This is a genomic window from Chryseobacterium arthrosphaerae, from assembly GCF_001684965.1.
Lineage (GTDB): Bacteria > Bacteroidota > Bacteroidia > Flavobacteriales > Weeksellaceae > Chryseobacterium > Chryseobacterium arthrosphaerae.
In genome coordinates this window covers 1,291,991-1,315,711 of the sequence record NZ_MAYG01000001.1, presented here as the reverse complement: position 1 = coordinate 1,315,711, position 23,721 = coordinate 1,291,991, and the positions used below count along the sequence as shown (strand labels likewise).

Here is a 23,721-nt window from a genome sequence, read left to right as displayed (position 1 = left end):
TAGTATCTCAAATCACTCTCAAATCGATAATATTATGAAAAATCACAGAAAACCTCCCTTTTTTGGAGAAACAGTTGTCATCACCGGAGCCTCCAGCGGAATTGGTAAGGCTACCGCAGAAGCCTTTGCAGAGCAGGGAGCAGATCTCGTTCTGGCTGCACGTAATGAAGACGCTCTGAATGAAACGGCAGAACTATGCAGGAAATTTGGAGTTTCAGTTATTGCTGTTCCTACGGATATGTCTGATGCAGAAGAAGTTTCAAGGCTTGTAGCGGAGGCTCTTGAGTTTAGCGGAAAGATTGATTATTGGGTCAATAATGCCGGAGTATTGGCTTTTGGAAAATTTGAAGAAATCCCTACAGAGATTACAGAACAGATCATTAAAACCAACCTTTTAGGTTATATGCATGCCGCCCATGCAGTACTTCCTGTTTTTAAACGACAGAAAAGAGGCGTCTTGCTTAATAATATTTCTATTGGCGGCTGGATGCCTGCACCTTACGGAACCGCTTATACGGCTTCAAAATTCGGTATCCGCGGCATGGTGGAAACTTTGCAGGGAGAGGTCTCTGATTTTCCGGACATTCATATCTGTGCGCTTTATCCCGGATTTCAGAAATCTTCCGGAATAGAACATGCAGCCAACTATTCAGGCATAAAGCTGAGCACTCCTCCACCGGCATTTGATCCCCGTGAGCTGGCAGCTTCTATTGTAAAAACTGCTAAAAATCCGACAGAAGCTTCATATCCGGACTGGTCTGCCGTGGTTTTTAAAAATTTATATGAAATATTTCCAGGTATGATCCGGTATATTTCTTCTGCCGGTATGCGGCTGATCATGAAGAAGGACCGTAAAGATGAAAATACAGCAGGAAACATACTGGCTCCTTCCAGAGGCAATACGGGAATTGATGGAAAGACATTATTTTCTATCCCTTCCAACACACTCATTATGGCAGGGGCAGGAATTGTGGGAGCCATTGCTGCAGGAATGCTGTTTTCGGGGAAAAATAAAAAAGTGGAGTGAGATCATCATCCGGCAAACTGTAGATTTAAAAAGAGCATTTGTCGGGTTTTTGTAAGATATTTCATAAATTTACAGGGCTGTATCAATTTGATAACAGTTTAAAATGTTTCTCCGGTGAAAATTCACAACAAAAAAAAGTACCTAAGTTTCCTTAAATTTAAAAGAGATTTCCAGAAATACGGATTAGAAAAAGCACGCAGCTATGAGCTTATCCTGCACTGGCTGAACAACAGACTGAGCCGGAATCAGTTTCTGGTGCTTTCCGGAATTCTGGTAGGGTGTACAGCGGGTCTTGCCGGAGTCATCCTGAAAACACTGGTACACAACATCCATTATTTTATTACCAATAAAGTTCACTTTGAATACCAGATCTTATTTTATATTGTATTTCCTTTTCTGGGCATTGTACTGACGACAATGATCGTTTTAACCCTTTTCAAAGGCCAGGACAGAAAAGGGATTGGGGCTATCCTGTATGAAATTGCCCAGAATTCCAGTATTGTGGCTTCTGTTAAAATGTATTCACAGGTTATTCAGAGTGCGATTACCGTGGGATTGGGAGGTTCTGCCGGGTTAGAAAGCCCGATAGCCGTTACCGGGGCAGCCATCGGATCAAATTATGCCCAAACCTACAGGCTCAGCTACAAGGAACGTACCCTGTTGCTGGCAGCGGGGGCAACTGCCGGTATTGCTTCAGCATTCAACGCACCTATTGCAGGAATTATGTTTGCATTTGAAATCCTGCTCACCGGGGTTGTTTTTACAGATTTTATTCCTTTGGTGGTGGCGGCAGTCTGCGGGAGTCTTTTATCCCGGATTTTACTTCAGGAAGATGTTCTTTTCAGGTTTTATACCAGAGATCCCTTTAATTATAAAAACGTACCCTATTATCTTATCCTGGGATTGGTTACCGGCCTGTATGCCCGTTATTTTGTGATCATTTCCCAGAAAGTGGAGCATTTCATCAAAGGACTCCAACTTTCAAAGATGCGTAAAGCAATGTTCGGAGGCGCTGTTCTGTCATTGCTCTGTGTTCTTTTTCCTCCTTTATTCGGGGAAGGATATGAAACGGTCAAGGCTTTTACCAATGGAAATACTTATTCGATCATTGAAAACAGTTTCTTCAGGTATTTCGAAATCGGAGACTGGACGATCATTGTATTTCTGGTGCTGGTATTGCTTTTAAAAGCATTTGCAACTTCTTTTACCATATTCAGTGGCGGGAACGGGGGGAATTTTGCCCCTTCACTTTTTGCAGGAGGTACACTGGGGTATTTATTTGCGCTGGTTTGCCAGCATATAGGTTTCACGGATGTGCCTGTTACCAATCTTGTTCTTGTAGGAATGGCAGGAGCAATGAGTGGCGTTCTGTATGCTCCCCTTACTGCAATATTTCTGATTGCAGAATCCAGTTTTGGATATGACCTGTTTATCCCGCTGATGATTGTTTCTGTAATGTCCTATCTTATTGCCAAATGGTTCTCGCCTATTTCTCCGGAACTGAAATCATTGGCAGACGAAGGGAAAATTTTTACAAATAAGCATGATAAAAACCTCCTTTTTGCATTGAGAACAGAAGATTTTATTGATCAATATTCACAGACCATCAATGAGAATGCGTCTATTACAGAGCTTTTTGAGCTTGTGAAAAACGGAAACAAGAATATTTTTGCGGTAGTGGATGATCACAGAAAACTGAAAGGAGTACTTACTCTGGATGATATCAGGCCTTACCTTTTCAATAAAGAAACCGATTCTTTACAAACGGTGATCCAGGTGATGAAAGCTCCTCCAGCGATTCTCCATCGTGAAGATAAACCTCTGGAAATTCTTCAGACTTTTGATAATACCGGTGTATGGAATCTTCCGGTAGTGAGTGAAGCCAATGATTTCATAGGGTTTATTTCAAAATCTTCTATCCTCATGAGCTACAGACAACTGCTGAAAGAGTATTCTGATTAGAACTGCTGAGATTACGAATTATTAAGGCTCCATAAACTATTTAAAAAATTTATTTCTTAAATTTTAATACAAAGGCTGGATTCCTACGGAATGACAAAGGGAGTGATGATTACAAAATAGGATGATATACAAAGGGGGTATGCATTAAGAAAATCAAATATCTAAAAAATTCTGTTTGCATCTTTCTTCAGGTTTTGGCTAAAGCCGTTGGAATTCTTGTTTTTATTAAACGGGCTAAAGCCCGTTCCTGATGAATGGCAGCCATTTACAAATCATAATACTACCTGAAATAATTAATAATCCGTTCAATATTTTACTGAACGGATTTAATTATAATCTATATGAAAGTTGAAAATCAGTTGCTGGCTTTATTCAACAGATCAAGATCTTCCTGGTCCAGTACAAGTTTGGGAGCATTGAACAGTGTTTCAAGCTGTGATGCACTGGTTGCACTTACGATAGGTGCTGTGATCAACGGATTCGCTAATAACCATGCTAAAGCAACCGTGCTTTGAGGAGCTTTATGTTTCTCTCCCACCTGATCCAAAGCTTTTAAGACTTCAAGGCCTTTAGGATTCAGGTATTTTCTTACGCCTTCTCCCCTTGCGCTTTTTGTAAGGTCGGCTTCAGTGCGGTATTTACCTGTCAAAAATCCTGCAGCCAGAGACCAGTATGGGAATACACTCAGGTTAAACTGTTCTGCCAGAGGGGCATAATTTTTTTCAAAACCTTCTCTTTCCATCAGGTTGTAATGCGGCTGTAATGCTACATATTTAGGAAGACTGTACTTTTCTGATGCCTCAAATGAAGCCTTCAAACGTTCCGGAGACAGATTGGAGGCTGCAATATAGCGTACTTTTCCCGCTTTGATAATCTCATCATAGGCAGAAAGTGTTTCTTCTACCGGAGTGGTATGATCGTCAAAATGGGTATAATAAATATCAATATGATCCGTCTGAAGTCTTTGCAGTGATTCATCAACGGATTGTAAGATATGTTTCCTGCTGATATCAAATCCATGTTCTTTCGTTTCCGAACCTACTTTGGTTGCGAGTACGATATCCTTACGGTTGGCACGGCTTTTCATCCATTTTCCGATGATTTCTTCAGATTGACCGCCTTTACCGTTTACCCACCATGAATAGGTGTCTGCAGTGTCTACAAAATTGAAACCGGCTTCTGTAAACCGGTCAAGTATATCAAAAGACTGTTGTTCATCCAGAGTCCAGCCAAACACATTGCCTCCAAAATTGATGGGAGCTACGGCAAGATCTGTGTTTTTGATCTTTCTTTTTTCCATAAAAATAAATGTTACTAAGTGTTCTCTAAGTTAAGGAATATTATGTCTTAAAAGCATTTAAAAAAGCCATTCACATCATAGTTATTATAAATGAAAAAGCCGGTCCTTGCTCGCTTATTTTGAATACTGACTGATTTATATTTGTTCAATGTATGAGAGCATCTCCAGCTGATTTACAGATATCGCAGATGTTTATGGAAAGCCTGAGCAATCTGTTTATTTGCAAGGACATTATAAACCACTAATTTATGTATAAAAAACATTCATACATCCGGTGACAAAATAAAGGGCTTTACCCGGTTAATTATTACAAAAAACAGCCTTTATCCAAGGCTGTTTTTCTTATCTATACAATTAAAAATACGGTTACTTTTCAACCTGTGGTATCTCAATGGCTGAAAGTTCCAGTTGATAGTGCTGTAATTGCAGGCTGATCACCTGCCAATGGTTTCTGAAGAACGGAGATTCTTTGAAAAGATCCTGATAATAGGCTATTCCATCAAGAATATTCTTTTTGAATGCATTCCATTTTTTGGTTTGGGAGTGGGTAATCTGTACTGAATCTGTAATTTCCTTTCTCAGATAATCCACATACATTTTCAGCTCGTTGATAAACATATTCGGACGCCTGTCATCTGAAAGTATATTAGCATTACCATAGATATGCTGCACCATTCTGGAGAGGGAAACTTCTTTATCGAAAAAAGCAATATTAGGCCCGGGACATATCACAACACCCTGCTTCTCTCCTTTTATCTCAAGATTCTGCTCCATATACGCTGCATTCACAAGTCCTACACACAGGCAGGCCTTATCTGTAATTTCAGATTTTTTCCTGTCATAATTTTCTTCCGTTAAAGTTTCCCTGGAAGCATCAAGTTCTTTCAGCTTGATATCCTGGTATTTCTTAGACGCAGTGCAAATGCCTTCAGGAGAATATTCTTTGCTCAGTGCCAGGAGTTTTTTCGGGCATGAGCTTCCGTATCTTCCTTTGGCTTCTTTTTGCTGTTTCAATATTTCGTTGGACGTTCCCCGTACGGTGTTAAAAGGAACACCCAAAGGAGAAATATTACTTAAATAGAAATCCTTCTCTTTAGACTGTAAAAGAAGATTCCTGGTTTCGGTATCTACAGAAGTGGCTTCAGGAACCAGTAAAAACGGCGATCCCCATCCTACACTGTCAGCATGGTAATGCTGAAGCAGAAAATCATGTTCTTCCGATGTACCTACGCCTCCCTGAACGGTTATTTTCATCTCCAGAGGTTGAGTCAGAACAGGTTTTCCTTTCTGTTTCAGGGCTGTCATCATGAGGGTGTGGGCAGATTGTATCAGATCATTTTTCTTTTGCCTGAATTCTTCCATGATCGGGCCAAGGAGCATGCCTTCCGTAGCAAATGCATGGCCACCACAGTTCAGGCCGGATTCTATTCTGTATTCTGAAACCCACAATCCTTTTTTTGCAAGGAAATTCCCCTGGATCATGGCAGAACGGAAGTCACTTACTTTAAGGATGATCTTCTTTCTGATCGTTCCGTTTTCGTCCGGAAAAAAATCTGCAAACTCCTCCATATAGCTGTACAGGCGGGGATTCATTCCGGCAGAAAGCACCACCGATGAAGACAGTTTACTTTTTGCAAATCCGCGGAGGGAGGCATGGGCATCATTATACATTACAGGAAGCTGTTCGTTCCTGCTGTAATTGTCCTTATCCACTTTTGTCATGATATTGACGTCTATACTTCCCGGTTTCAGATTGGCTTCAATAAAATTTTTGATACCGGAGCTCCAGCTGTCTTTCTGGCTGAGAAGGTTCTGAAGACTGTTCTTCAGATCCGAAGTATTCGGAAGCATGGCTATAAAATCTTTTAAAGACTCTGTATTTCTGCTGATTTCCTGTTTGAAAGATTCAAATTTTTCGTTTACAATATCATCCACCATATCCAGATAGGCGGTGATTCTTTTAGCTCTGTAATCTTCTGTTTTGGTTGAGATTCCCAGATAATTCAGATTAAACTTTTTGTTGTAAAAGTTTTTCATTTTTTCCAGGATCTCATCATCAATAATAGAGATTACAGAAGAGATTCCATACTGTGCAACACGGATCGGGCTGTCTATGGTATACGCCAGTCCCATTACAGGAATATGGAAATTGTGCAAAGGTTTTGTTGTCATATTTTCAAAAAAAATTCTTTTCATAAGGCAACTAAAATCCTCTCAAACTATTCATGCTAAAAATATCATTTTAAAATTAATTATGCATCAAATAACATCTGTAATATTGAAAAACATGTCAAATGTCAGCTTTTTTGAAAATTTCCGGCAAATGATTATAAAAAACTGAGGATAGTAAGTCCGGCGGGCTTTTTTATTATCTTTATCCATTAGGATTTACATTTTTGAAAAAGGTGCCAATATAGGGTTGATCTATCCGATTATAGGGTTTATTGATGACCGCTGCAGAAGAAAAATTCGATTAAAATCATGATGCATAAATTATTTATTTCATTCTTCCTCTTAGGCTCACTACCCGTTTTTTCTCAAAACGCAAATGAAAGCCTGGCACAATATCTGAAAGAAGCAGACACGGTTTTGCTGACGAATCATGAAAATCTCAGACTCGATATTGAAAAGCCTGGTAAAAAGACCATAACACAGATCAGACCTTTGCTTAAAAACAACAGACCCAATGGTGATATCATCAAAAAACAGGTTATACTCTCTCCGGAACGAAGACAGGAAATGATTGATATGATTAAAAATCAGAAAAAAGACAAATTCTGGGACGGTGCCCATTGTTTTGAACCCCATCATACCGTATTTATCTGCAAAGGCAATAAATGGGAGAACATTGATCTGTGTTTTGGATGTGATCATTACAGCTTTACTCCCGGTATTCCGGTAAGTACAAAAGAATTTTTGGTTACTTATCAGGACTGGAGAGCCCTGGAAGCATTTTTCACCAGGCTGGAATTGAATTAAGAATACATTGTACCGCTATTTCGCGATCTGTATTTCTGAAAACTACCTGAAAACAGGTGCAGAAATTTCCTGCCATTTCGGTATTGCTGTATAGAAGGAATTAACAGTAATTTTAAGAATCATAAATCATTTCATTTTTTAACATTTAAAGCATAAGAGAAGCTTGTTTTAAAAGAAATTTTTTCATACAAATTTATTATTTTCATAAGGGAATTCTGTTGCTGAATTCCCTTATTTTAATGGTACTGAATGATTATTCTGCTTTGTTTTTCAACATCATCAGAAGACTGTAAGCCCCTTTCTGTACTATTTTTTTATCTTTCAAATAATCTGCTTTTATAATTTCTGTAAACTGGTCATCTGCAATTCCTGTAACCACAGGGATCAATTTGTAATTGGATTTTCCGAGGTCTTCAAATACATAATTTTTATTTTCAAAAGCAACCACGGCTTCGTTGGGTAATCCCTGGGTATAACGGCTGCTGATATTGACTTCGGCATTGATGTACATTCCTTTTATAAAGGCAGTATTCACGGAAGATAATCTGGCTACAGCGGTTGCAGAACCTCCAGTTTCAATACTTGGAGCCACACTTATAATTCTCGCACTGGATTTCACCTCAGGATCCTGATTGTTGTACACAAGGATTTCCTGCCCTGCTTTTATATCATTGACATCATTTTCAAAGACCTTGAGTTCCAGCAGTAATCCGGCCGGATTGATCAGTTCAAATAAAGTATCTGCAGGGTTGATATATTGACCGTTATTGACCAGAATTTTGCTTACAAAGCCACTGAACGGGGCATAAATATTGATCCTGCTGCGGATATTTCCGGTGGTAAGCCCTTTGGCATTGATTCCGATAATGCGGAGTTTCTCTTCAAGCCCTTTTAAGGTAGCATTTAATGTGGCATAGTCCGCCTGAGCTGCCTGCATGGTTTTGTCGCTGCTGGCTTTGCTGGTATTAAGATCTTTCTGGCGGTTAAAGTTCAACCGGGCCGCCTCAAGCTGTGCTTTCGTTACCAGATAGTCCTGCTGAAGCTGTATAAACTGAGGGTCTTCCACCACTGCCAGTACCTGCCCTTTACTGAAATGGCTGCCATTGATCACATTGATTGCCTTGATATGGCCACCCATGATGCTTGAAACAGAGCTGATATGAGAGGGTGCAATTTCCGCTTTCCCGTTCAGCCGTACCAGTTTTTCCATATTTCTGTTTTGAATGGAAGTGGTGGTTATGCCTACAGACTGTACCTGTTTTTCTGTAAGGTGAACGGTATTCTCAGTGCTTTTGCTGAATTTTGTGTTTTCATACACTGTTTTTTCTTCTTCTTTTTTGCTTGAGCATGAGGAAAGAACAAGTACTGAAACAAGGCTTAATATGGATATTTTTTTGAAATGCATTACGCTGTTATTTTGAAATTAAGAAATTAAGTTCCGCTCCGGTCTGGTTAAGCTTTTCCAGCTGATCGATGTAGTCTGCTTTTGTTTTTACGGCCTGATTGACGAGGATCACCCAGTTCAGATAATCAATTTCACCCACTTCCATTTGCTTTTGTGCTGTCTGCAGGATGATTTCAGACTTTGGAAGCTGTTTCTGTTCATAGTTTTCAATGATCCTTTGCAGGTTCATATAATTGCTGATCTGCTGTCCCAATCTGTTTTTCAGTTCAATTTCCTTACGCTGATACTGGTTTTCAGTAATGGCGATTTTTGCCTGAGCTGCTTTAGCCAAAGCCCTCTGTCCTTTTGTAAACAATGGAATTCCCACACCCACCTGAACAGAATTGAAGCGGTTATTGTTGATATTCTTCATACTCTGGTTGGTATACCCTATGAGAAGTTCAGGCAGTAATCTGCTTTTTTCAAGCTGTACTTCTGCCTCACCTACTTTGATCTGCTGCAGCAGATACTGAAGTTCCGGATGCTGTTTCACCCGATCTTCTGAAATCTGAAGTCCTACATTCATCACCGGCTTGTCAGCAACCGGCTGATAAGACTGCTCGGATTGGAGTAACAGCTGAAGCTGAAGCTTTGCAATATTCAGATCATTTTCAAGGGAATTCAGCTGTACCTTTACCTGTTCCTTCTGAATCTCAGCCGTTGATTCTTCAAGGATATTGGCTTCTCCTTTTTTCAATCTTAAAGCTGCTTTTTCGGCAAAATTGTGATACAGCGTGCTGATATATTCCAGCACCTTTTTCTTTTCCTGAAGCACCAGAATCCTGTAGAAAACCTCCGTAACTTCTTTGGTAAGCTGTGTTTTGGTAAGGTTTTGACTGATCACACTTGCCGCCCATTCTGCATCCAGCATCTGCTTTCTTTTGGAATATACCGTAGGAAAGCTGAACCTTTGGGAAATTCCGAAAGAATTGTCCGTTTCTTCTCCCTGAATCTGTCCAAACCCGCCGGTAACTTCCATCTGGGGAATATCCAGATAGCTGGCTTTCAGCTTATCCTGATATTCAGAAATTAATTTTGAATTTTTAAGGGTTCCGTTCTGCTGAAAAGCTTTTTCCAGAGCCTGCTCATAGGTAATGTTCTCCTGGGCATGAATGCCTCCGAAAGAAAGCAGGAGTAAAAGCACAGACAGTTTTTTATAGTTGATTGTTTTAGAGAATTTCATTTTGTCTTTATTAATATGTTCAAAAACGACGTAGAGAATAGGAAGTACAAATAAGGTAAGAAGAGTGGCCAGCATCAGACCGCCGATAACAACCGTTGCCAGAGGTCTCTGTACTTCTGCTCCGGCTCCGTTGCTTAAAGCCATAGGTAAAAACCCTAAAGATGCTACAAAAGCAGTCATCAGTACCGGACGAAGCCTGATTCTGGTTCCCATGAGTACAATTCTGCTGGTATTACTTACTCCGTTACTTTTCAAACGGTTAAACTCCGATATCAAAACAATTCCGTTAAGTACAGCCACCCCAAATAAGGCAATAAATCCTACGCCTGCACTGATACTGAAGGGCATTCCTCTCAGCGCAAGAAAATATACTCCGCCAATTGCGGATAAAGGAATGGCCGTATAGATCAGCAAACTATGCTTTACAGAACCGAAAGCAAAGAACAGCAACAGGAAGATCATCACCAGGGAAATAGGAACAGCAACGCCGAGCCTGGCCTTAGCTTCATTTAAATTCTCAAATGTGCCCCCGTAAGAAATGGTATATCCCGGAGAAAATTTAAGATTTTTACCGGCTTTCTGCTGAAGCTCCTCTACAATGGTCTGTACATCTCTTCCTTTTGCATTGAAACCAACGATAATTCTTCTTTTGGTATCTTCTCTCTGGATCTGATTAGGACTTTCTTTAAGTTCCACCGTGGCAAGCTGGGATAACGGAACCTGTTCTCCGGAAGCAGTAGGTACCAAAAGGTTCTGAATACTTGTAATATCCTTTTTATGCTCATTATCCATCCGGACAACGATATCAAATTTCTTTTCTCCTTCGTATAAAGCACCTGCCGTCTGGCCTGCAAAAGCCATATTGATCACCCTGTTGATCTCTGCCACGGAAATATTATAGCGTGACAGTTCAGGGCGGTTATAATCAATGACTACCTGCGGAGCTCCTTCTACAGGTTCTATATAGAGATCCTGGGCTCCTTTTACCGTATTGATGATACTTCCCAGTTTCTTGGCATACACCGTGAGACTGTCCAGGTTTTCCCCATAGATTTTACAAACCACATCCTGTCTCGCTCCGGTCATTAATTCGTTGAAACGCATCTGTACAGGAAACTGGAAACTGGTGGTCAGCCCCGGAATAACGCTCAGGGCTTTACTCATTTTTTCAGAAAGTTCCGGGAATGAGCTGGCAGATGTCCATTCTTTCTTAGGCTTTAAAACAATGATCATATCTCCGGCATCCATAGGCATAGGCTCTGTAGGGATTTCAGCACTTCCGATTTTAACAACAATTTTCTGTATCTCCGGGAACTGTTTTAAAAGAATTCCGGAAGCCTGGGTGGTCACTTTTTTCGTTTCATTGATATTGCTTCCCTGAAGGATTCTCATTTCTACAGCAAAATCACCTTCTTCCAGAGAAGGAATAAATTCCCCTCCCATTTTAGACAAAGTGAATACGGCGCCTGCAAAAAGAATCAGAACGGTAAGTATAATGGTTTTCTTGTATTTAAGGGCTTTCATAAGGAGTTTCTGATGGCCCGCTTCTACTTTGGTCATCACCCTGTCCGAAATATTGTCTTTTTCCTTTTTCTTTCTGCTCAAAACCAGGGCACTCATCATTGGAATATAGGTAAGAGAAAGAATGAAAGCGCCAATAAGGGCGAATGCTACCGTCTGGGCCATAGGCTTGAACATTTTACCTTCAATTCCCTGAAGGGTAAAGATCGGAAGGTACACGATCAGGATAATAATCTGCCCGAATACAGCACTGTTGACCATTTTAGTGGCTGAGCCCGAAACCTGCGCATCCATTTCCTTTTTGCTCAGCATATTGTCTTTTCCGAAATGCTTTTTATGGGCCAGCTGATGCAGTACGGCTTCTACAATAATGACGGCACCGTCTACAATAAGACCGAAGTCCAGTGCCCCGAGACTCATCAGGTTTCCTCCCACACCAAAGATATTCATCATGATGATCGCAAAAAGCATCGCCAGAGGAATCACGGAAGCAACCAGCAGACCTGCCCTGAAATTTCCCAGAAACAATACAAGAATAAATACTACGATCAAAGCACCTTCCATAAGGTTGGTTTTTACCGTACTGATGGTATTGTTCACCATTTTGGCCCGGTCAAGGAATGGCTCGATGACTACGCCTTCCGGTAATGATTCCTGGATCTTTTCCAGCCTTTGCTTGATATTGGCAATGACTTTATTGGCATTTTCCCCTTTTAGCATGAGCACAATGGCTCCGGAAACCTCTCCGGTATCATTATAGGTCATTGCACCGTATCTTGTGGCAAACCCTATTTTTACAGACGCCACATCTTTGATATGAACAGGGATTCCTTCCCCGGTTTCTGCAACCTGGATGTTTCCGATATCTTCTGTACTTCCCAGAAGCCCTTCACTCCGGATAAAAAGAACTGTTTCTTTCTTCTCAATATAAGCGCCTCCTGTATTCTGGTTATTTTTTTCCAAGGCGGCAAAAACATCATTGATATTGATGTTGAAGGCCTGAAGCCTGTTCGGGTTGATGGCTATTTCATATTGCTTCAGCTTCCCACCGAAACTGCTGACGTCTGCAACTCCTTTTGTACCCAGCAACTGACGTCTTACCACCCAATCCTGAATGGTTCTGAGCTCAGTTTCATCGTATACATTTTCGTACCCTTTTTTGGCTCTTACCACATACTGGAAAATCTCTCCCAAACCTGTAGAAATAGGTCCCAGCTCAGGCTTTCCGATTCCGGCAGGAATATTATCCTGCACAAGCTGTAAGCGTTCCTGAACCTGCTGACGGGCCCAGTATACATCCGTTTCATCATCAAAAACTACAGTCACCAGTGAAAGCCCGAAACGTGAAAGGCTGCGGAGTTCAGTGATTCCGCTGATATTACTGGTGGCCTGTTCAATAGGAAATGTAACAAGACGTTCTATGTCTGCAGCACCATAAGACGGAGCCGTAGTAATGATCTGAACCTGATTGTTGGTGATATCAGGCTGTGCATCAATGGGAAGTTTGGTGGTTTCATAAATCCCAAAAAGAACGAGACCTATGGTAAACAAGGCTATGATGAGTTTATTCTTTACAGAAAACTCAATAATTTTATTTAACATGAAAAATTATTAATTGCTAACCCGGAATGCTTTATACAACTGTCTAAAGTTGGAGTGAGCTACAAAAAACCAAAACATTTGGCAAAAGCCTGTATCGATTAAAAACTTCAGTGTATAGAAACTGGTTTTTAAAGCATGCTAAAGCTTTTTAAATATCCTGGCTGTTTTTGTGGCGGAATGTTAAAGGCACAACGGGTTAATTGATATGTAATAAATGGACTGTTTTACGCAAATAGTAAAACATTGATTATAAATATGATATCAGTTAAGAGTGCCGTGGAGGCTGGAATATGCTGGAAAGATAAAGGTTGGAAAAATCTTTTTCCTGATAGATACTGTTCTTTTGAGGAATAGTAATTTCTTTAGGCTTTTTTATTTCAAAACTAAGTTCCGGAAGCTGGGCATGTACCGTGAGTACAATAGGCGGATTGATGAAAGGAAGTTTCTGATCAAGATCCCAGTCCGCATCTTTTTTATGATTGTCATAGTGCTCCATAACAAATTCTGACAGGCTTCCATGATATTCCATATAATGTTCTACAAACATAGGTACTTTAAGAACTTCCCCCGCATTGGTGGTAGCCAGCACATACATCATCGAGCATAATATGGAAATCCATTTTAACATTGTCCTGCAAATATAAGTCTTAAATTTTTTCTGAAAAGCCTGCCAGTATTAATTTTTTAAGAATTTATACAGTTTAAAAAGGATTTAAATAAACAGTTTGGATTTCCAAAAGAGACTGATCTTTTAAATCATGATAGATGAAAGAAGCTGCCAGAGAATCTCCCAATACATATATTACTGCATTTTGAATATCCTTCCGGAAAGATCTCATGATCCATTCCAGAATTTTTACAGGGTCTGTGGGGGAGATCAAGAAAGTTTTTACGGGGAAGCTTTGGTCAAGGTCCGGGAAAAGATAATCTTCCTGTTCTGCATAAGCAACAGCCGTTACCTTTTTACTTACGGGCAGTGCCCTGTTGATCTCGTAGAGTTGGGATAATGCCTTTACATCACTGATCAGAATATAATGATCCGCAGCCTGGTCCGGCACCCATGATCCGCAAAGCAGCCTGAAAAACAGAGTATCTCCCTGCTGAAGATTTTCTATCCATTTTTTCTCTTCATGATCACAACATATGGTAATGGCAATATCTGCAATATGATGGACAGGCTCATAGTCCCAGAATGTATATTGCTGCACTACCGGCTGAAGATCGTAATGTGGGTCAGACTGATAAATATCTATAGCCGATCCCGTAACGGACTGAATCTGTGAAAAATCCTGACTCTGGATCCTGATGTGGTAAGTGTGGGCTGCTATTTTGTTTTTCAGCAGAATAATTCCTGTGGAAATATTCAGAGCCGGACTTGCGAGACTGTTCATTGTTCAAAAAAATAATTATACATTTGAAAATCACAGGCCCTTACAATACTGAACTGAATTCAGAGCCTGGATTTCAGCCTGCTCAGCGTTTCCTGTGAGATATTGAGATAAGAGGCCACCATTTTGTTGGAAAGCCTTCGCACGATAATAGGATTTTCATCCAAAAGCTGGCGGTATTTTTCCAGAGCGTCCTGAACCAGAAAAGACATCAGTCTTTTGGTATTGGTGACATAGGCGATCTCAAGATAAATCCTGTAAAACTTTTCCCATTGCGGGATAATATCCAGAAGATGATAAAAGTTCTTGTGGGTGATATAATACACTTCCGAATCCTCAACGGCCTGGATAAATTCTTCAGACGGTTCAGAAGTAATAAAGCTTACAAGTGCCGTGGCAAACTGATTTTCAAAAGCAAAATATCTGGTGGAATCCTGCCCTTCTTCATTGATGAAGAATATACGGAGACATCCTGACGTTACAAAAAAGGTTCTCTGGCTGGATTGTCCATTGGTCAGAAGCAGCTCGTTCTTCTTGAGTTTGATCGGTTTGAAATAAGAGAGAATGGTTTCCGTTTCTTCCTCTGTTACCGATATTTTACTTTTAATATATGAAATCAGTAATTCTTCCATTGGGTATAAGATCAGTCGTTGGCAAATGTAGCGATAAATGCTGTTATCTGCCCTTATTTTTCTATGGATTACCCCTTTTCAGAATGTTCATCTTCCGACTGGCCTGCTCTCCAGTACGAACATGCATAGATCCCATGCGGATCCCATTGCAGAGTTGTTCTGAAATAGTGACGAAGCTCATGTACCGTAGTATATTCGGCAGCAATGTATACATATTCCTTCAGTATTCCCTGAGGAAATTCTGTTTTCCGGGCCTGTTCTGCCAGGGTGCTCCCTTTTTCGGGCTGGGGATTATGAAGCCATTCTACAGAAATATCAGCAGCGGAACATACAATAAGTTCATCTTCTTTTCCATGCACTTCCAGTATTATTTTTGCTGTTACGTACGATGGCAGCTGCTCTGCAATGGCACATATTACCGGTAGTGCTGTAGCATCTCCTACGAGAAGACAGAAGTCGGCTTCCGGTACCAGAGGCCTTGCACTCTGCTTCATTCCTATTTCCAGTGTATCTCCGGGAACAGCCTGTAATGCCCATGCAGAAGCAGGACCATTATCTCCATGAGATACGAAATCCACCGTTAATTCCCTGGCTTCCAGGTCGATCTTCCGGTTTGTGTAAGTTCTTACCGATACATCATGTTCTTCAGCACTGTGAGGAATAAATATTTTATTATTGGAACCGGACCGTACATAAGCTAATAGCTCAGCCTGGTGATCATCAATGCCAAATACCGTACGGATAAGATGAGGCGTAAGAAATTTTTTGTCTTTCATTCTGAAAACAGAACGTATTTTCTGAGTTGTCATACAATGTATTTTATTTTTTATTAAACAGTAAGATAAGAAGAGAAAGTGCACAGCTGATCCCACCGAACAGATATACCGACTGATAATCAAGCCATCCGGCGATGAGCCCCGCTATAGGACCGGCAAGACCTAATGAAAGATCTACAAAGGCTACATAGGCACCCAAAGCAGTTCCCCTCATCTGCGGCTTCACTTTTTGTATGGCCAGGACTCCTAAGGCCGGGAAAACCAGTGAAAATCCTATTCCAGTCAGTCCGCACCCGATAATAGCTGCCATTTCAGAAACTGAAGTCCAGATCAGGATCTGTCCAGCTGCTTCGATGATCAGAGAGATAAAGGCAATTTTAAAACCTCCGTACCGATCAGGAAAAGAAGCAAACAGAACCCGGGTTACCACATAACAAATCCCGAAAACCATAAATGCGGGTGAAGCATCTCCCCAGTTTTTTTCTGTAAAAAACAGAGCAATAAAAGAAGCAATACATCCGAATGCCATAGAAGAGAATGCAAGGCTGAGCCCCTGTCCCGAAATAGCGCCGATCACTTTATAAAAAGGAGTCCTGATATGATCTTTATCTACCGGAATTGATGGTAGCTTTGCCGTAGAAAACCAGCTAACCAGAGGAAGTAATATAATAAGGACAAATGCCGGGAGTACTCCATATTCTTTACTCAGCCAGATACTCAGCGGCGCTCCGACGGCAATTCCCGCATACATAGCAATTCCGTTCCAAGTCATTACTTTACCTGATTTCGAAGGTCCTGCGAGGCCGATTCCCCAGGTAAGTGCTCCTGTAACAAGAAAACTTTCGCCAATCCCATGAATGATCCTTGCCAGCAGTAAAAAAGCAACTGCCCAAAAATGATCTGCCTGAAATAATACGGCCAAAACATAAGCAACTCCTGCAATAACAGCTAATACAACCCCGGCCATCTTACTCTTCCTGGCTCCCCTGGTATCTGTTATCCTTCCGGAATAGGCTCTGGTCATAAGGGTTGACAGAGATTGAAGCCCAATGACAAGACCTACGATAAGACTGCCAAATCCTAAGTGCTTCTGAACAAATTCCGGCAATACTCCCAACGCAATTCCTATGGTAAGATATACCCCGAATACTGCAATGATGATAGGAGTCGTTGCCTTATAAAAATTAAGGGTCTGCCCTTTTTCTAATGTTAGATTCATAAATTTTGTTTTAAATAATATCCGGTTGCAAATGTCTTTGTACAGACAATGCCAAACTTTGACTTAGATCAAAAAAGGAATATGACTATTCAGAATACCGGCCGGAAGATTCTATTTCATGCTGAATCGTCGTCGTCCAGAAGTCCAGCTCTGTTTCTTTTTTCCGGATGTTTTCAAGAGAAAATGCTCCCTGATGGTAAGATTCTATCAGGACCTGTCTTTGGCAGTTCGCAAGGCCCAGTTCCAGTTCAAAATAAGCCTTCTTCCATGCTGTATGATCTGAGAATTGGAGATTATTGTCATTGTTTTTTAACCGGATTTCTTCTTTTTCAAGTTTTTTAACCATTGTTTTCAGGGCAATTTCGTCTCTTTCATTATCGGTTTCATAATCATTCAGGAAAGACAGTGATTTTTTAAAGAGAAGCAGATTCAGTTCTTTTTCTTCTGCCTTATCTGATACCGAAGGTTTTATCATGCTGATAAGTCTTGGCAGCGTTAATCCCTGGATAAGTAAAGTGAAAATAATTACGACAAATGATATGAATAAAACCGTGTCCCTCTGAGCTATAACAATTCCCTGATCATCCCGGAACGGTAAAGCAAGTGCGGCAGCCAGTGAAACGACTCCTCTCATTCCGGACCATGACAGAATGATATATTCCTTTTTTGAAGAAGTCAGAAATGTTTGTTTTTTCTCTGCTGTTTTATTGGAAAACAGAGGAAATAAAGCAAGAACGCAAAGCCGTACAGCTACCAGGATAACGAATAACAAAAGTCCATAGCAAATAAGCACAGGCAAATCGGTTTCCGGTATGTTTGAAATAATGCCGGGCAGCTGCATTCCAAGAATAAGAAACACAAGACCATTCAGAACAAAAACAGCTACGTCCCAGAAATGGCTCATCTGCATTCTGCTCTCGGTTCTGAATAATGAAATGGAATTCCATGAAAGAACCATACCCAGAATAACAACTGCCAGTACTCCGGAACAATCCAGGTGCTCTGCCAGACTATAAGCAGCGAAAGGAAGCAGAGTAACGGCGAAAGTCTCAGTACTGCTGCTGCCGTTGAAGTACCTGTGCAGTTTTAAAAATGCAAAACCCATAACAAGGCCAATGATGATTCCCCCAAGGCTGCTGCTGATAAATTGAAATCCTGCCTCCCAAAAGGAAAACACCCCGCTGGTAATGGCTACTACAGCACATTTATAGGCAATCAGAGCGGAAGCATCGTTCAGCAGGCTCTCCCCTTCCAGGATCGTTGTCAGCTTCCGGGGAAGCGGAAGAGTTTTTGTAATGCTTGTTGCTGCTACAGCATCGGGAGGAGCAATAACAGCTCCCATAACAAATGCAACAGGCCAGCTGAATCCGGGAATAATGGCATGTACAATGCAGGCAATAATGGTTGTAGTGAGAAAAACAAGTCCTATGGCCAGAACTGAAATTTTCCGGATCTCCTTTTTGAAATCCGGAATGGAAGTGTTCCAGGCTGCATCGAATAATATGGGAGGCAGTACCACATAAAAAATCATTTCAGGGCTCATGTCAACAGAAGGTACCAGTTGGGTAAGACTCAGAATAAGTCCTGCGATCACGAGTAAGAGAGGAAGGGCCAGTTTTATTTTATCTTTTACAGAGATAATGATGATCAGAATAATAGATATCCAGATGATTTTTTCAAGTTCTACCATAGCTTTACATTAAAGCTGCGAAAATAAAAAGCAGGTTTATCCGGAACTTTGACTTAGATCAAAAAGGAAAGAAGATTTTACAGGACAGTAAGCTTGAGCTGGAAGAGTGAAGAAATTAAAGTTCTAAAGACAAACATCGCTTTATATTATTGAACTTCCCTCTTCCGGCCTTTATAACCTTATTTCTCAACCGCTTTAGTGCTACTCAAAATCCAGAAATCCATCTGTAAGCTGTTTCCATTGAATTTTGGCAATTCCCATGATTCCTCCCGCAGCTACCATGATATTCCTGATAACATCAAACCAGCCGGCATTGAAATTAGGAGTTTCGTTTCGCCCATGTACAGCTGCTTTCAGATGGGTTGCATTCCTTGAAATTATAAAAGTGGACGTAGCACGGGAACTGTAAAAGTGAGCAATATGGCCTTTTTTTCCATGCTGGGGATCCTTAGAAGGCCTGCAGGTCATGCTGACACTTTCAGAATAGGCATCCTGAAAAAAGCAGATATCCGTAATTTCCACCCAGTCATATCCCTTAGCTTCTGTTTCACCCGGCCCGGGAATATTGATCCGTATAAAGTCACCCTTCTGCGGTTCACGTTCTACCGGAGAACCGTTGGAGTCATAGAGCTTAAATGCTGCAAAAGCTTCTCCACAATAGGATTTCCATCGGTTGACAAGACAGAATCTTTTCTTCAGGATTTCAAATTTTAACGGAAGATGTGCCTCATCAAATTGTTTATAACTTTCAGTATCATGAAAACCGCCGGATCTTTGCTGAGGCACTCCTTTTATTGACTTTGGCTTCATGTGATGAATTTTAAAAACAAATAAATGAAAATTACTGCATCTTTTTTATGAGTATAGTCACAAGGGAAAATCCGGAATCATACATGTTTGATTTTTTATCCTGATGACACCCAAAAGAACCTACCTTTCGAAACTAAATCAATTTAAGTTGAAATATTTTTTCTAAAAATGATTTTTTTTTACTTCAGAATATTTTTTTTAAAAGAATTTTTCTGAATGGTAAAATCCGGTAAAAAGGGGCTGTATATAAGTCTAAGGCCGAATTCCGGAATATTGAAGAAAATCTAAAGGAATTAAACGATTATTATTTTTACTTAAAATAAATAATATTTTAAAAAAATGCTCATATAATGCGTTGCATAATATAATTTTTACTTATATTTGTGAATCGAAATAATTTTTTTTCATCATTTGTGTTTTTTTAAGGTCTCCATTCTTGGGGACCTTTTTATTTTTATTGATAGTTTAATTGAAAATTTACCATTTATTTGAAAATTAACAAAGTGTGAATTATTGATATTAAAATGCAAGCCAAACCTCTTTTATAAAAGGGATTTAAAGTTTTTATAATTTTATTAAATCACTTTTAGGTGTTTATTATCATCTGCTTTAGATTTGTTATTGCCGGATATTTTTAATAAAATCAGTAGGTCTGAACTGCATTACCGACTGAAAGCTCCGGGTGTATGCCTGTACGCTCTTATACCCCACTTCATATGCGGTTTCTGAAATTGTATAATTTCCCGAGCTCAGCAATTCCAGGCTTTTGATCATACGGAGCATTTGCTGGTATTTAACTAAAGTAAGCCCCGTTTCTTTCTTGAAGATCCGTTCCAGTGAACGTAAAGACAATAAGGCTATATCACTCAGTTCTTCTATTTTAATGTCCTCATGGTAGTGATGATGAAGATATTCAATTACCCCGGTTAAGCGTTTGTCTCCAGGAAGGCAGATATGAAGTCTCAGAGCGTGTTCCACAAAATGGGGAAGTTCATTAAAAAGAGCCTGCAGAAATATCATCTCATCATGATCTTCAGCGAGATATTTTGACCACTTTTCGGCATATCTGATCATTTCTTTCAGTACCGGAGGCACTGAAAACACATTTACTTCCTGATAAAAATCCCCTTTTCCAGCCATGTCGGCAAACATAATCATCAGCTTGATCTTTTCGGAATGTGAATTGGTCTTATGAATAGCACCAGGCGGAATCCAGACGGCATGGTTTTGTGGCAGAAGATAGATCCGTTCTTCAATGGTGATATACTGGAAACCGCTTTCTACATACACCAATTGTCCTTTTTTGTGCTTATGGAGTATGTCATCATGCATCCAGTTTTCTTCAAACCATACAAAATAGGGTTTCTTCAGTTCATCTACTTCAATACTGTTGTTGGCGTTCATGTCGTTTCAGGTTAAAACTTTGGCAAAATTAAACAAAATTACTGTGCTAATTTTGCACAAAAGATTTTATTATGATGAAGAATGAAGTAAAAAGAAACGCATCGTATGCTTTACTGGTCATTAATATCCTGGTGGTGATTCTGATCTCCAGCAACCTTCGCTCCCCTATTGTTGCCGTATCTCCGGTGTTGGGAGAAGTAAGGGATGCCTTGGGACTGGATAATTTTCAGGTCAGCCTGCTTACGTCTATTCCTCTTTTTATGTTTGCAGCCTGTTCTGTCCTGGTAAGCAGATTTTCGAATACGCTGGGGATCAGTAAACTTCTGATGTATTCCGTTATTATTTTAAGTTTCGGATTATTCCTTCGTATTACAGGATCTCTTTGGCTATTATTCCTGGGCTCCCTGTTTATTGGTTTGGGTATATGCATCGGAAATGTGGTGACTCCGGGATATGTTAAAAATAATTTTCCCAAACAGATAGGCCTGATGACCGGTATTTTTGCTGTATCGATGAATCTTACCGCAGCACTGGCTTCCGGTTTCAGTGTAAAAATTGGTGAATGGACAGGATTGGGATGGCGTGGCTCCCTGGGAATCTGGCTGGTGATTGCAGCTTTGGGACTACTGGTTTTGATCCTCGAACTTATATTCAATAAAAAGAATCCGGAACAGCCTAAAACTGCATTAAGCACTTCGGATTTTAATATGTTCAAATCTTCTCAGGCCTGGAATATCAGTGCTTTCATGGGCTTGCAGTCGTTATTTTATTACTGTATGGTGGCCTGGCTGCCTTCATTTCTTGCTGATTATCATATGCAGGGGGAAAGTTCAGGATGGGTGCTTTTTGTGATCCAGATTACGATGATCCCTATTACGTTTTGCTGCCCGATCATCGCCAGTAAAATGAAAGACCAGCGCATTATGATTCTTTTTATCTGTGCTTTGATGTTTGCAAGCACGATGATGTTTGTATTCCTGAAATCCCAGTGGATCTATGTGAATGCAGTGGTTATAGGAATTTCTAACGGTTTGTCTTTCAGCTTATCTATCCTGTTCTTTTCTGCCCGGACCAAAAGCAGCATCAATGCGGTAAAAATTTCCGGAATGGCGCAGTCTGTAGGGTATCTGATTGCAGCATTCGGACCTCCGCTGTTTGGGAAGCTGCATGACTGGGATGTGTCCTGGAACAGCTCATTCTATTTATTAAGTTTTGCAGTACTGCTGATGCTGTATTTCGGAATGAAGGCTGCGAGAAATAAGTATGTAGAAGATTAGCCGCCATTCTGCACATGAAAAGGATAGAATTTACTTCTATCCTTTTTTCGTTTTGGAGGTATATTTATTCTTTTCGAATGGTTTTCTGTATTCAGAGATTACAAATGAAGTTCCACTTCTTCTCCGTCTTCCAGGATGAAGCATCTGTTCTCAAGTCCATTTTCACTGATCTTTTTTCTGGTATACTCCCGGTCTTCTCTGCAGTGGCTTACTGCTTCCAAATGGGTTACCCAAACAGTGGATTCCGGAGCATATTTACAGACTTTTATAATATCATTACCCGTCATAATAATAGGATCTCCTACATCAAAAGTAGCAGCCCCTCCGGCTACAATGATGTGCTGTGGCTGATGCTTATCTATTTCAAGGGCAATTTCATCATACCAGATAGTGTCTCCTGCAATATAAACGGATTTATTTTCTTTTTTAAAAACGAATCCGTTGACGATTCCCATTTTCTCTCCGATTTCTCCGGTTCCGTGGCGGCCTTTGGTAGTTGATATTTCAATGTTGTTCCATTGCAGCCGGTCATTTACGGTCACTATATTTGTAAACCCCTGTCCCGCCAAGTGATCTGCAATAACATCGGAACAGATGACTGGAATATTTTTGTCTAAAAGTTCAACAGCATCAGCATCCCAATGGTCAGGATGAAGGTGGGTTACAGCAACAGCATCAATCCCTTTTAATTTTTGATGCAATTCTTCCCTGCTGAAAGGCAGATCTACAAGGGGGTTCAGTAATTCACTTTCTGTCATAGGTATTTTTCCCACAGACCCTTTTTCTCCAAGCATTGGATCCACAAGAATGGAAAGTTCATCAATATTCAGCACCAATGTGGCATTACGCCATAATTGTAATTTCATTTTTGAGTATTTTTGTTGAACAAAGATATTATCTGGTAAAAGTAAAACAATCGAAGGTTACCAAAATGTTAACCAATAAATATTCATTTGACTGATGAATTTTGAAGAATTTAAGAACTGCGGATTAAGACGAAGCCTGAATATCCTTTCTGGTAAATGGAAACCTTTGATCCTTCATAATCTTTTTGAAGTGGAACAGGTGCGTTTTGTAGAGCTTTGGCGGAATATGCCGCGTGTTTCTAAGAAAGTACTGGCAGAGCAGCTGAAGCAGCTGGAAGATGATCTTATTATTGACCGGATTGAAGTTTATAATTTTCCTCCGGAAGTATATTACAGGTTAACGGAAAAAGGACAAAAACTGGGGCCTATTCTCTCTGAACTTCACTCATGGGGAAATGAATTGGGATAAAACGATTTAAAAATGAAAAGGCAGGTCAGGAGGAGATTCAATACAGATTTATGACCATGAGCAATATTGAATTCGGAAGCATTTATCTTGAAAAAGTTTCTTCATGGGGGCAATTATATCCAAATTCTTTCTCATGATGTGAATCAGAATGTATTGGAGTTTAATAAAGATGAATTAAAGGAATTGATTCCTATTCTGAAGAAAGCCGAACTGGAGCTGTAAAAATACATGA

At 40.2% G+C, this 23,721-nt stretch carries 19 protein-coding genes; 6 read left to right on the top strand and 13 right to left on the bottom strand.

Annotation, left to right across the window (positions count from 1 at the left end):
- Window positions 1–34 precede the first annotated feature (34 nt).
- Together BBI00_RS05930 and BBI00_RS05925 are read left to right on the top strand one after the other, a co-directional pair.
- Window positions 35–1,027, top strand: a complete 993-nt coding sequence (locus tag BBI00_RS05930) for an SDR family oxidoreductase (RefSeq protein WP_065397900.1) — start codon at window positions 35–37, stop codon at window positions 1,025–1,027.
- Between the two features lie 114 nt (window positions 1,028–1,141).
- Window positions 1,142–2,989 (top strand): chloride channel protein, encoded by a 1,848-nt coding sequence (locus tag BBI00_RS05925; protein ID WP_065397899.1) that lies wholly within the window; start codon window positions 1,142–1,144, stop codon window positions 2,987–2,989.
- 355 nt (window positions 2,990–3,344) lie between these two features.
- Here the strand turns inward: BBI00_RS05925 and BBI00_RS05920 are convergent, their stop codons facing one another.
- Both BBI00_RS05920 and BBI00_RS05915 read right to left on the bottom strand, forming a co-directional pair.
- Entirely contained in the window at window positions 3,345–4,289 is a 945-nt protein-coding gene (locus BBI00_RS05920; RefSeq protein ID WP_065397898.1) for an aldo/keto reductase, read from the bottom strand.
- 366 nt (window positions 4,290–4,655) lie between these two features.
- A complete protein-coding gene (locus BBI00_RS05915) occupies window positions 4,656–6,461 on the bottom strand; it encodes a hypothetical protein (protein ID WP_065399636.1) in 1,806 nt (601 codons plus the stop codon).
- 309 nt (window positions 6,462–6,770) lie between these two features.
- On the opposite strand from BBI00_RS05915, the gene BBI00_RS05910 reads away from it, so the two are divergent.
- Window positions 6,771–7,268, top strand: a complete 498-nt coding sequence (locus tag BBI00_RS05910; protein ID WP_065397897.1) for a hypothetical protein — start codon at window positions 6,771–6,773, stop codon at window positions 7,266–7,268.
- Window positions 7,269–7,521: 253 nt separating this feature from the next.
- Here the strand turns inward: BBI00_RS05910 and BBI00_RS05905 are convergent, their stop codons facing one another.
- From BBI00_RS05905 to BBI00_RS05860, 10 genes are all read right to left on the bottom strand, one after another.
- Window positions 7,522–8,673 carry an efflux RND transporter periplasmic adaptor subunit gene (locus tag BBI00_RS05905; protein ID WP_065397896.1) on the bottom strand — a complete coding sequence of 384 codons (1,152 nt, stop codon included), beginning with the start codon at window positions 8,671–8,673 and terminating at the stop codon, window positions 7,522–7,524.
- 7 nt (window positions 8,674–8,680) lie between these two features.
- Complete coding sequence (locus BBI00_RS05900) at window positions 8,681–13,018, bottom strand: CusA/CzcA family heavy metal efflux RND transporter (protein ID WP_065397895.1); 4,338 nt, start codon at window positions 13,016–13,018, stop codon at window positions 8,681–8,683.
- 265 nt (window positions 13,019–13,283) lie between these two features.
- Window positions 13,284–13,646 carry a hypothetical protein gene (locus BBI00_RS05895; RefSeq protein ID WP_065397894.1) on the bottom strand — a complete coding sequence of 121 codons (363 nt, stop codon included), beginning with the start codon at window positions 13,644–13,646 and terminating at the stop codon, window positions 13,284–13,286.
- Between the two features lie 73 nt (window positions 13,647–13,719).
- Window positions 13,720–14,409, bottom strand: coding sequence for an SIP domain-containing protein (locus tag BBI00_RS05890; protein WP_065397893.1), 690 nt, complete (start codon window positions 14,407–14,409; stop codon window positions 13,720–13,722).
- A 59-nt stretch (window positions 14,410–14,468) separates the two neighbouring features.
- The gene (locus tag BBI00_RS05885; protein WP_065397892.1) at window positions 14,469–15,038 is read right to left on the bottom strand and encodes a Crp/Fnr family transcriptional regulator; all 570 of its coding nucleotides are present in this window, start codon (window positions 15,036–15,038) and stop codon (window positions 14,469–14,471) included.
- Between the two features lie 68 nt (window positions 15,039–15,106).
- Entirely contained in the window at window positions 15,107–15,847 is a 741-nt protein-coding gene (locus BBI00_RS05880) for a siderophore-interacting protein (protein ID WP_065397891.1), read from the bottom strand.
- 10 nt (window positions 15,848–15,857) lie between these two features.
- Window positions 15,858–17,033 (bottom strand): MFS transporter, encoded by a 1,176-nt coding sequence (locus BBI00_RS05875; RefSeq protein ID WP_065397890.1) that lies wholly within the window; start codon window positions 17,031–17,033, stop codon window positions 15,858–15,860.
- Between the two features lie 85 nt (window positions 17,034–17,118).
- The gene (locus tag BBI00_RS05870) at window positions 17,119–18,723 is read right to left on the bottom strand and encodes a Na+/H+ antiporter (protein WP_065397889.1); all 1,605 of its coding nucleotides are present in this window, start codon (window positions 18,721–18,723) and stop codon (window positions 17,119–17,121) included.
- A 201-nt stretch (window positions 18,724–18,924) separates the two neighbouring features.
- Window positions 18,925–19,533, bottom strand: a complete 609-nt coding sequence (locus BBI00_RS05865) for a hypothetical protein (protein WP_065397888.1) — start codon at window positions 19,531–19,533, stop codon at window positions 18,925–18,927.
- Between the two features lie 618 nt (window positions 19,534–20,151).
- Window positions 20,152–20,937 (bottom strand): helix-turn-helix domain-containing protein, encoded by a 786-nt coding sequence (locus BBI00_RS05860; protein ID WP_065397887.1) that lies wholly within the window; start codon window positions 20,935–20,937, stop codon window positions 20,152–20,154.
- 71 nt (window positions 20,938–21,008) lie between these two features.
- Between BBI00_RS05860 and BBI00_RS05855 the strand changes: the two genes are divergently transcribed.
- Entirely contained in the window at window positions 21,009–22,214 is a 1,206-nt protein-coding gene (locus BBI00_RS05855; RefSeq protein ID WP_228394722.1) for a CynX/NimT family MFS transporter, read from the top strand.
- A gap of 98 nt (window positions 22,215–22,312) precedes the next feature.
- Here BBI00_RS05855 and BBI00_RS05850 read toward each other — a convergent pair whose 3' ends face one another.
- A complete protein-coding gene (locus tag BBI00_RS05850; protein ID WP_065397885.1) occupies window positions 22,313–23,080 on the bottom strand; it encodes an MBL fold metallo-hydrolase in 768 nt (255 codons plus the stop codon).
- A 94-nt stretch (window positions 23,081–23,174) separates the two neighbouring features.
- On the opposite strand from BBI00_RS05850, the gene BBI00_RS05845 reads away from it, so the two are divergent.
- Together BBI00_RS05845 and BBI00_RS23640 are read left to right on the top strand one after the other, a co-directional pair.
- Window positions 23,175–23,489: a winged helix-turn-helix transcriptional regulator gene (locus BBI00_RS05845; RefSeq protein ID WP_065397884.1), complete on the top strand. Its 315-nt coding sequence runs from the start codon at window positions 23,175–23,177 to the stop codon at window positions 23,487–23,489.
- 87 nt (window positions 23,490–23,576) lie between these two features.
- Entirely contained in the window at window positions 23,577–23,711 is a 135-nt protein-coding gene (locus tag BBI00_RS23640; RefSeq protein WP_262487236.1) for a hypothetical protein, read from the top strand.
- The last annotated feature ends 10 nt before the right edge of the window (window positions 23,712–23,721 follow it).

Excerpts from the sequence above, each read along its gene's own strand:
- BBI00_RS05905 (WP_065397896.1), bottom strand. The coding sequence starts at position 8,673 with ATGCATTTCAAAAAAATATCCATATTAAGCCTTGTTTCAGTACTTGTT.
- BBI00_RS05880 (WP_065397891.1), bottom strand. The coding sequence starts at position 15,847 with ATGACAACTCAGAAAATACGTTCTGTTTTCAGAATGAAAGACAAAAAA.
- BBI00_RS05900 (WP_065397895.1), bottom strand. The coding sequence starts at position 13,018 with ATGTTAAATAAAATTATTGAGTTTTCTGTAAAGAATAAACTCATCATA.
- BBI00_RS05870 (WP_065397889.1), bottom strand. The coding sequence starts at position 18,723 with ATGGTAGAACTTGAAAAAATCATCTGGATATCTATTATTCTGATCATC.
- BBI00_RS05915 (WP_065399636.1), bottom strand. The coding sequence starts at position 6,461 with ATGACAACAAAACCTTTGCACAATTTCCATATTCCTGTAATGGGACTG.
- BBI00_RS05890 (WP_065397893.1), bottom strand. The coding sequence starts at position 14,409 with ATGAACAGTCTCGCAAGTCCGGCTCTGAATATTTCCACAGGAATTATT.
- BBI00_RS05910 (WP_065397897.1), top strand. The coding sequence starts at position 6,771 with ATGATGCATAAATTATTTATTTCATTCTTCCTCTTAGGCTCACTACCC.
- BBI00_RS05850 (WP_065397885.1), bottom strand. The coding sequence starts at position 23,080 with ATGAAATTACAATTATGGCGTAATGCCACATTGGTGCTGAATATTGAT.
- BBI00_RS05855 (WP_228394722.1), top strand. The coding sequence starts at position 21,009 with ATGATGAAGAATGAAGTAAAAAGAAACGCATCGTATGCTTTACTGGTC.
- BBI00_RS05885 (WP_065397892.1), bottom strand. The coding sequence starts at position 15,038 with ATGGAAGAATTACTGATTTCATATATTAAAAGTAAAATATCGGTAACA.
- BBI00_RS05865 (WP_065397888.1), bottom strand. The coding sequence starts at position 19,533 with ATGAAGCCAAAGTCAATAAAAGGAGTGCCTCAGCAAAGATCCGGCGGT.
- BBI00_RS05860 (WP_065397887.1), bottom strand. The coding sequence starts at position 20,937 with ATGAACGCCAACAACAGTATTGAAGTAGATGAACTGAAGAAACCCTAT.
- BBI00_RS05920 (WP_065397898.1), bottom strand. The coding sequence starts at position 4,289 with ATGGAAAAAAGAAAGATCAAAAACACAGATCTTGCCGTAGCTCCCATC.
- BBI00_RS05845 (WP_065397884.1), top strand. The coding sequence starts at position 23,175 with ATGAATTTTGAAGAATTTAAGAACTGCGGATTAAGACGAAGCCTGAAT.
- BBI00_RS05895 (WP_065397894.1), bottom strand. The coding sequence starts at position 13,646 with ATGTTAAAATGGATTTCCATATTATGCTCGATGATGTATGTGCTGGCT.
- BBI00_RS05875 (WP_065397890.1), bottom strand. The coding sequence starts at position 17,033 with ATGAATCTAACATTAGAAAAAGGGCAGACCCTTAATTTTTATAAGGCA.
- BBI00_RS05930 (WP_065397900.1), top strand. The coding sequence starts at position 35 with ATGAAAAATCACAGAAAACCTCCCTTTTTTGGAGAAACAGTTGTCATC.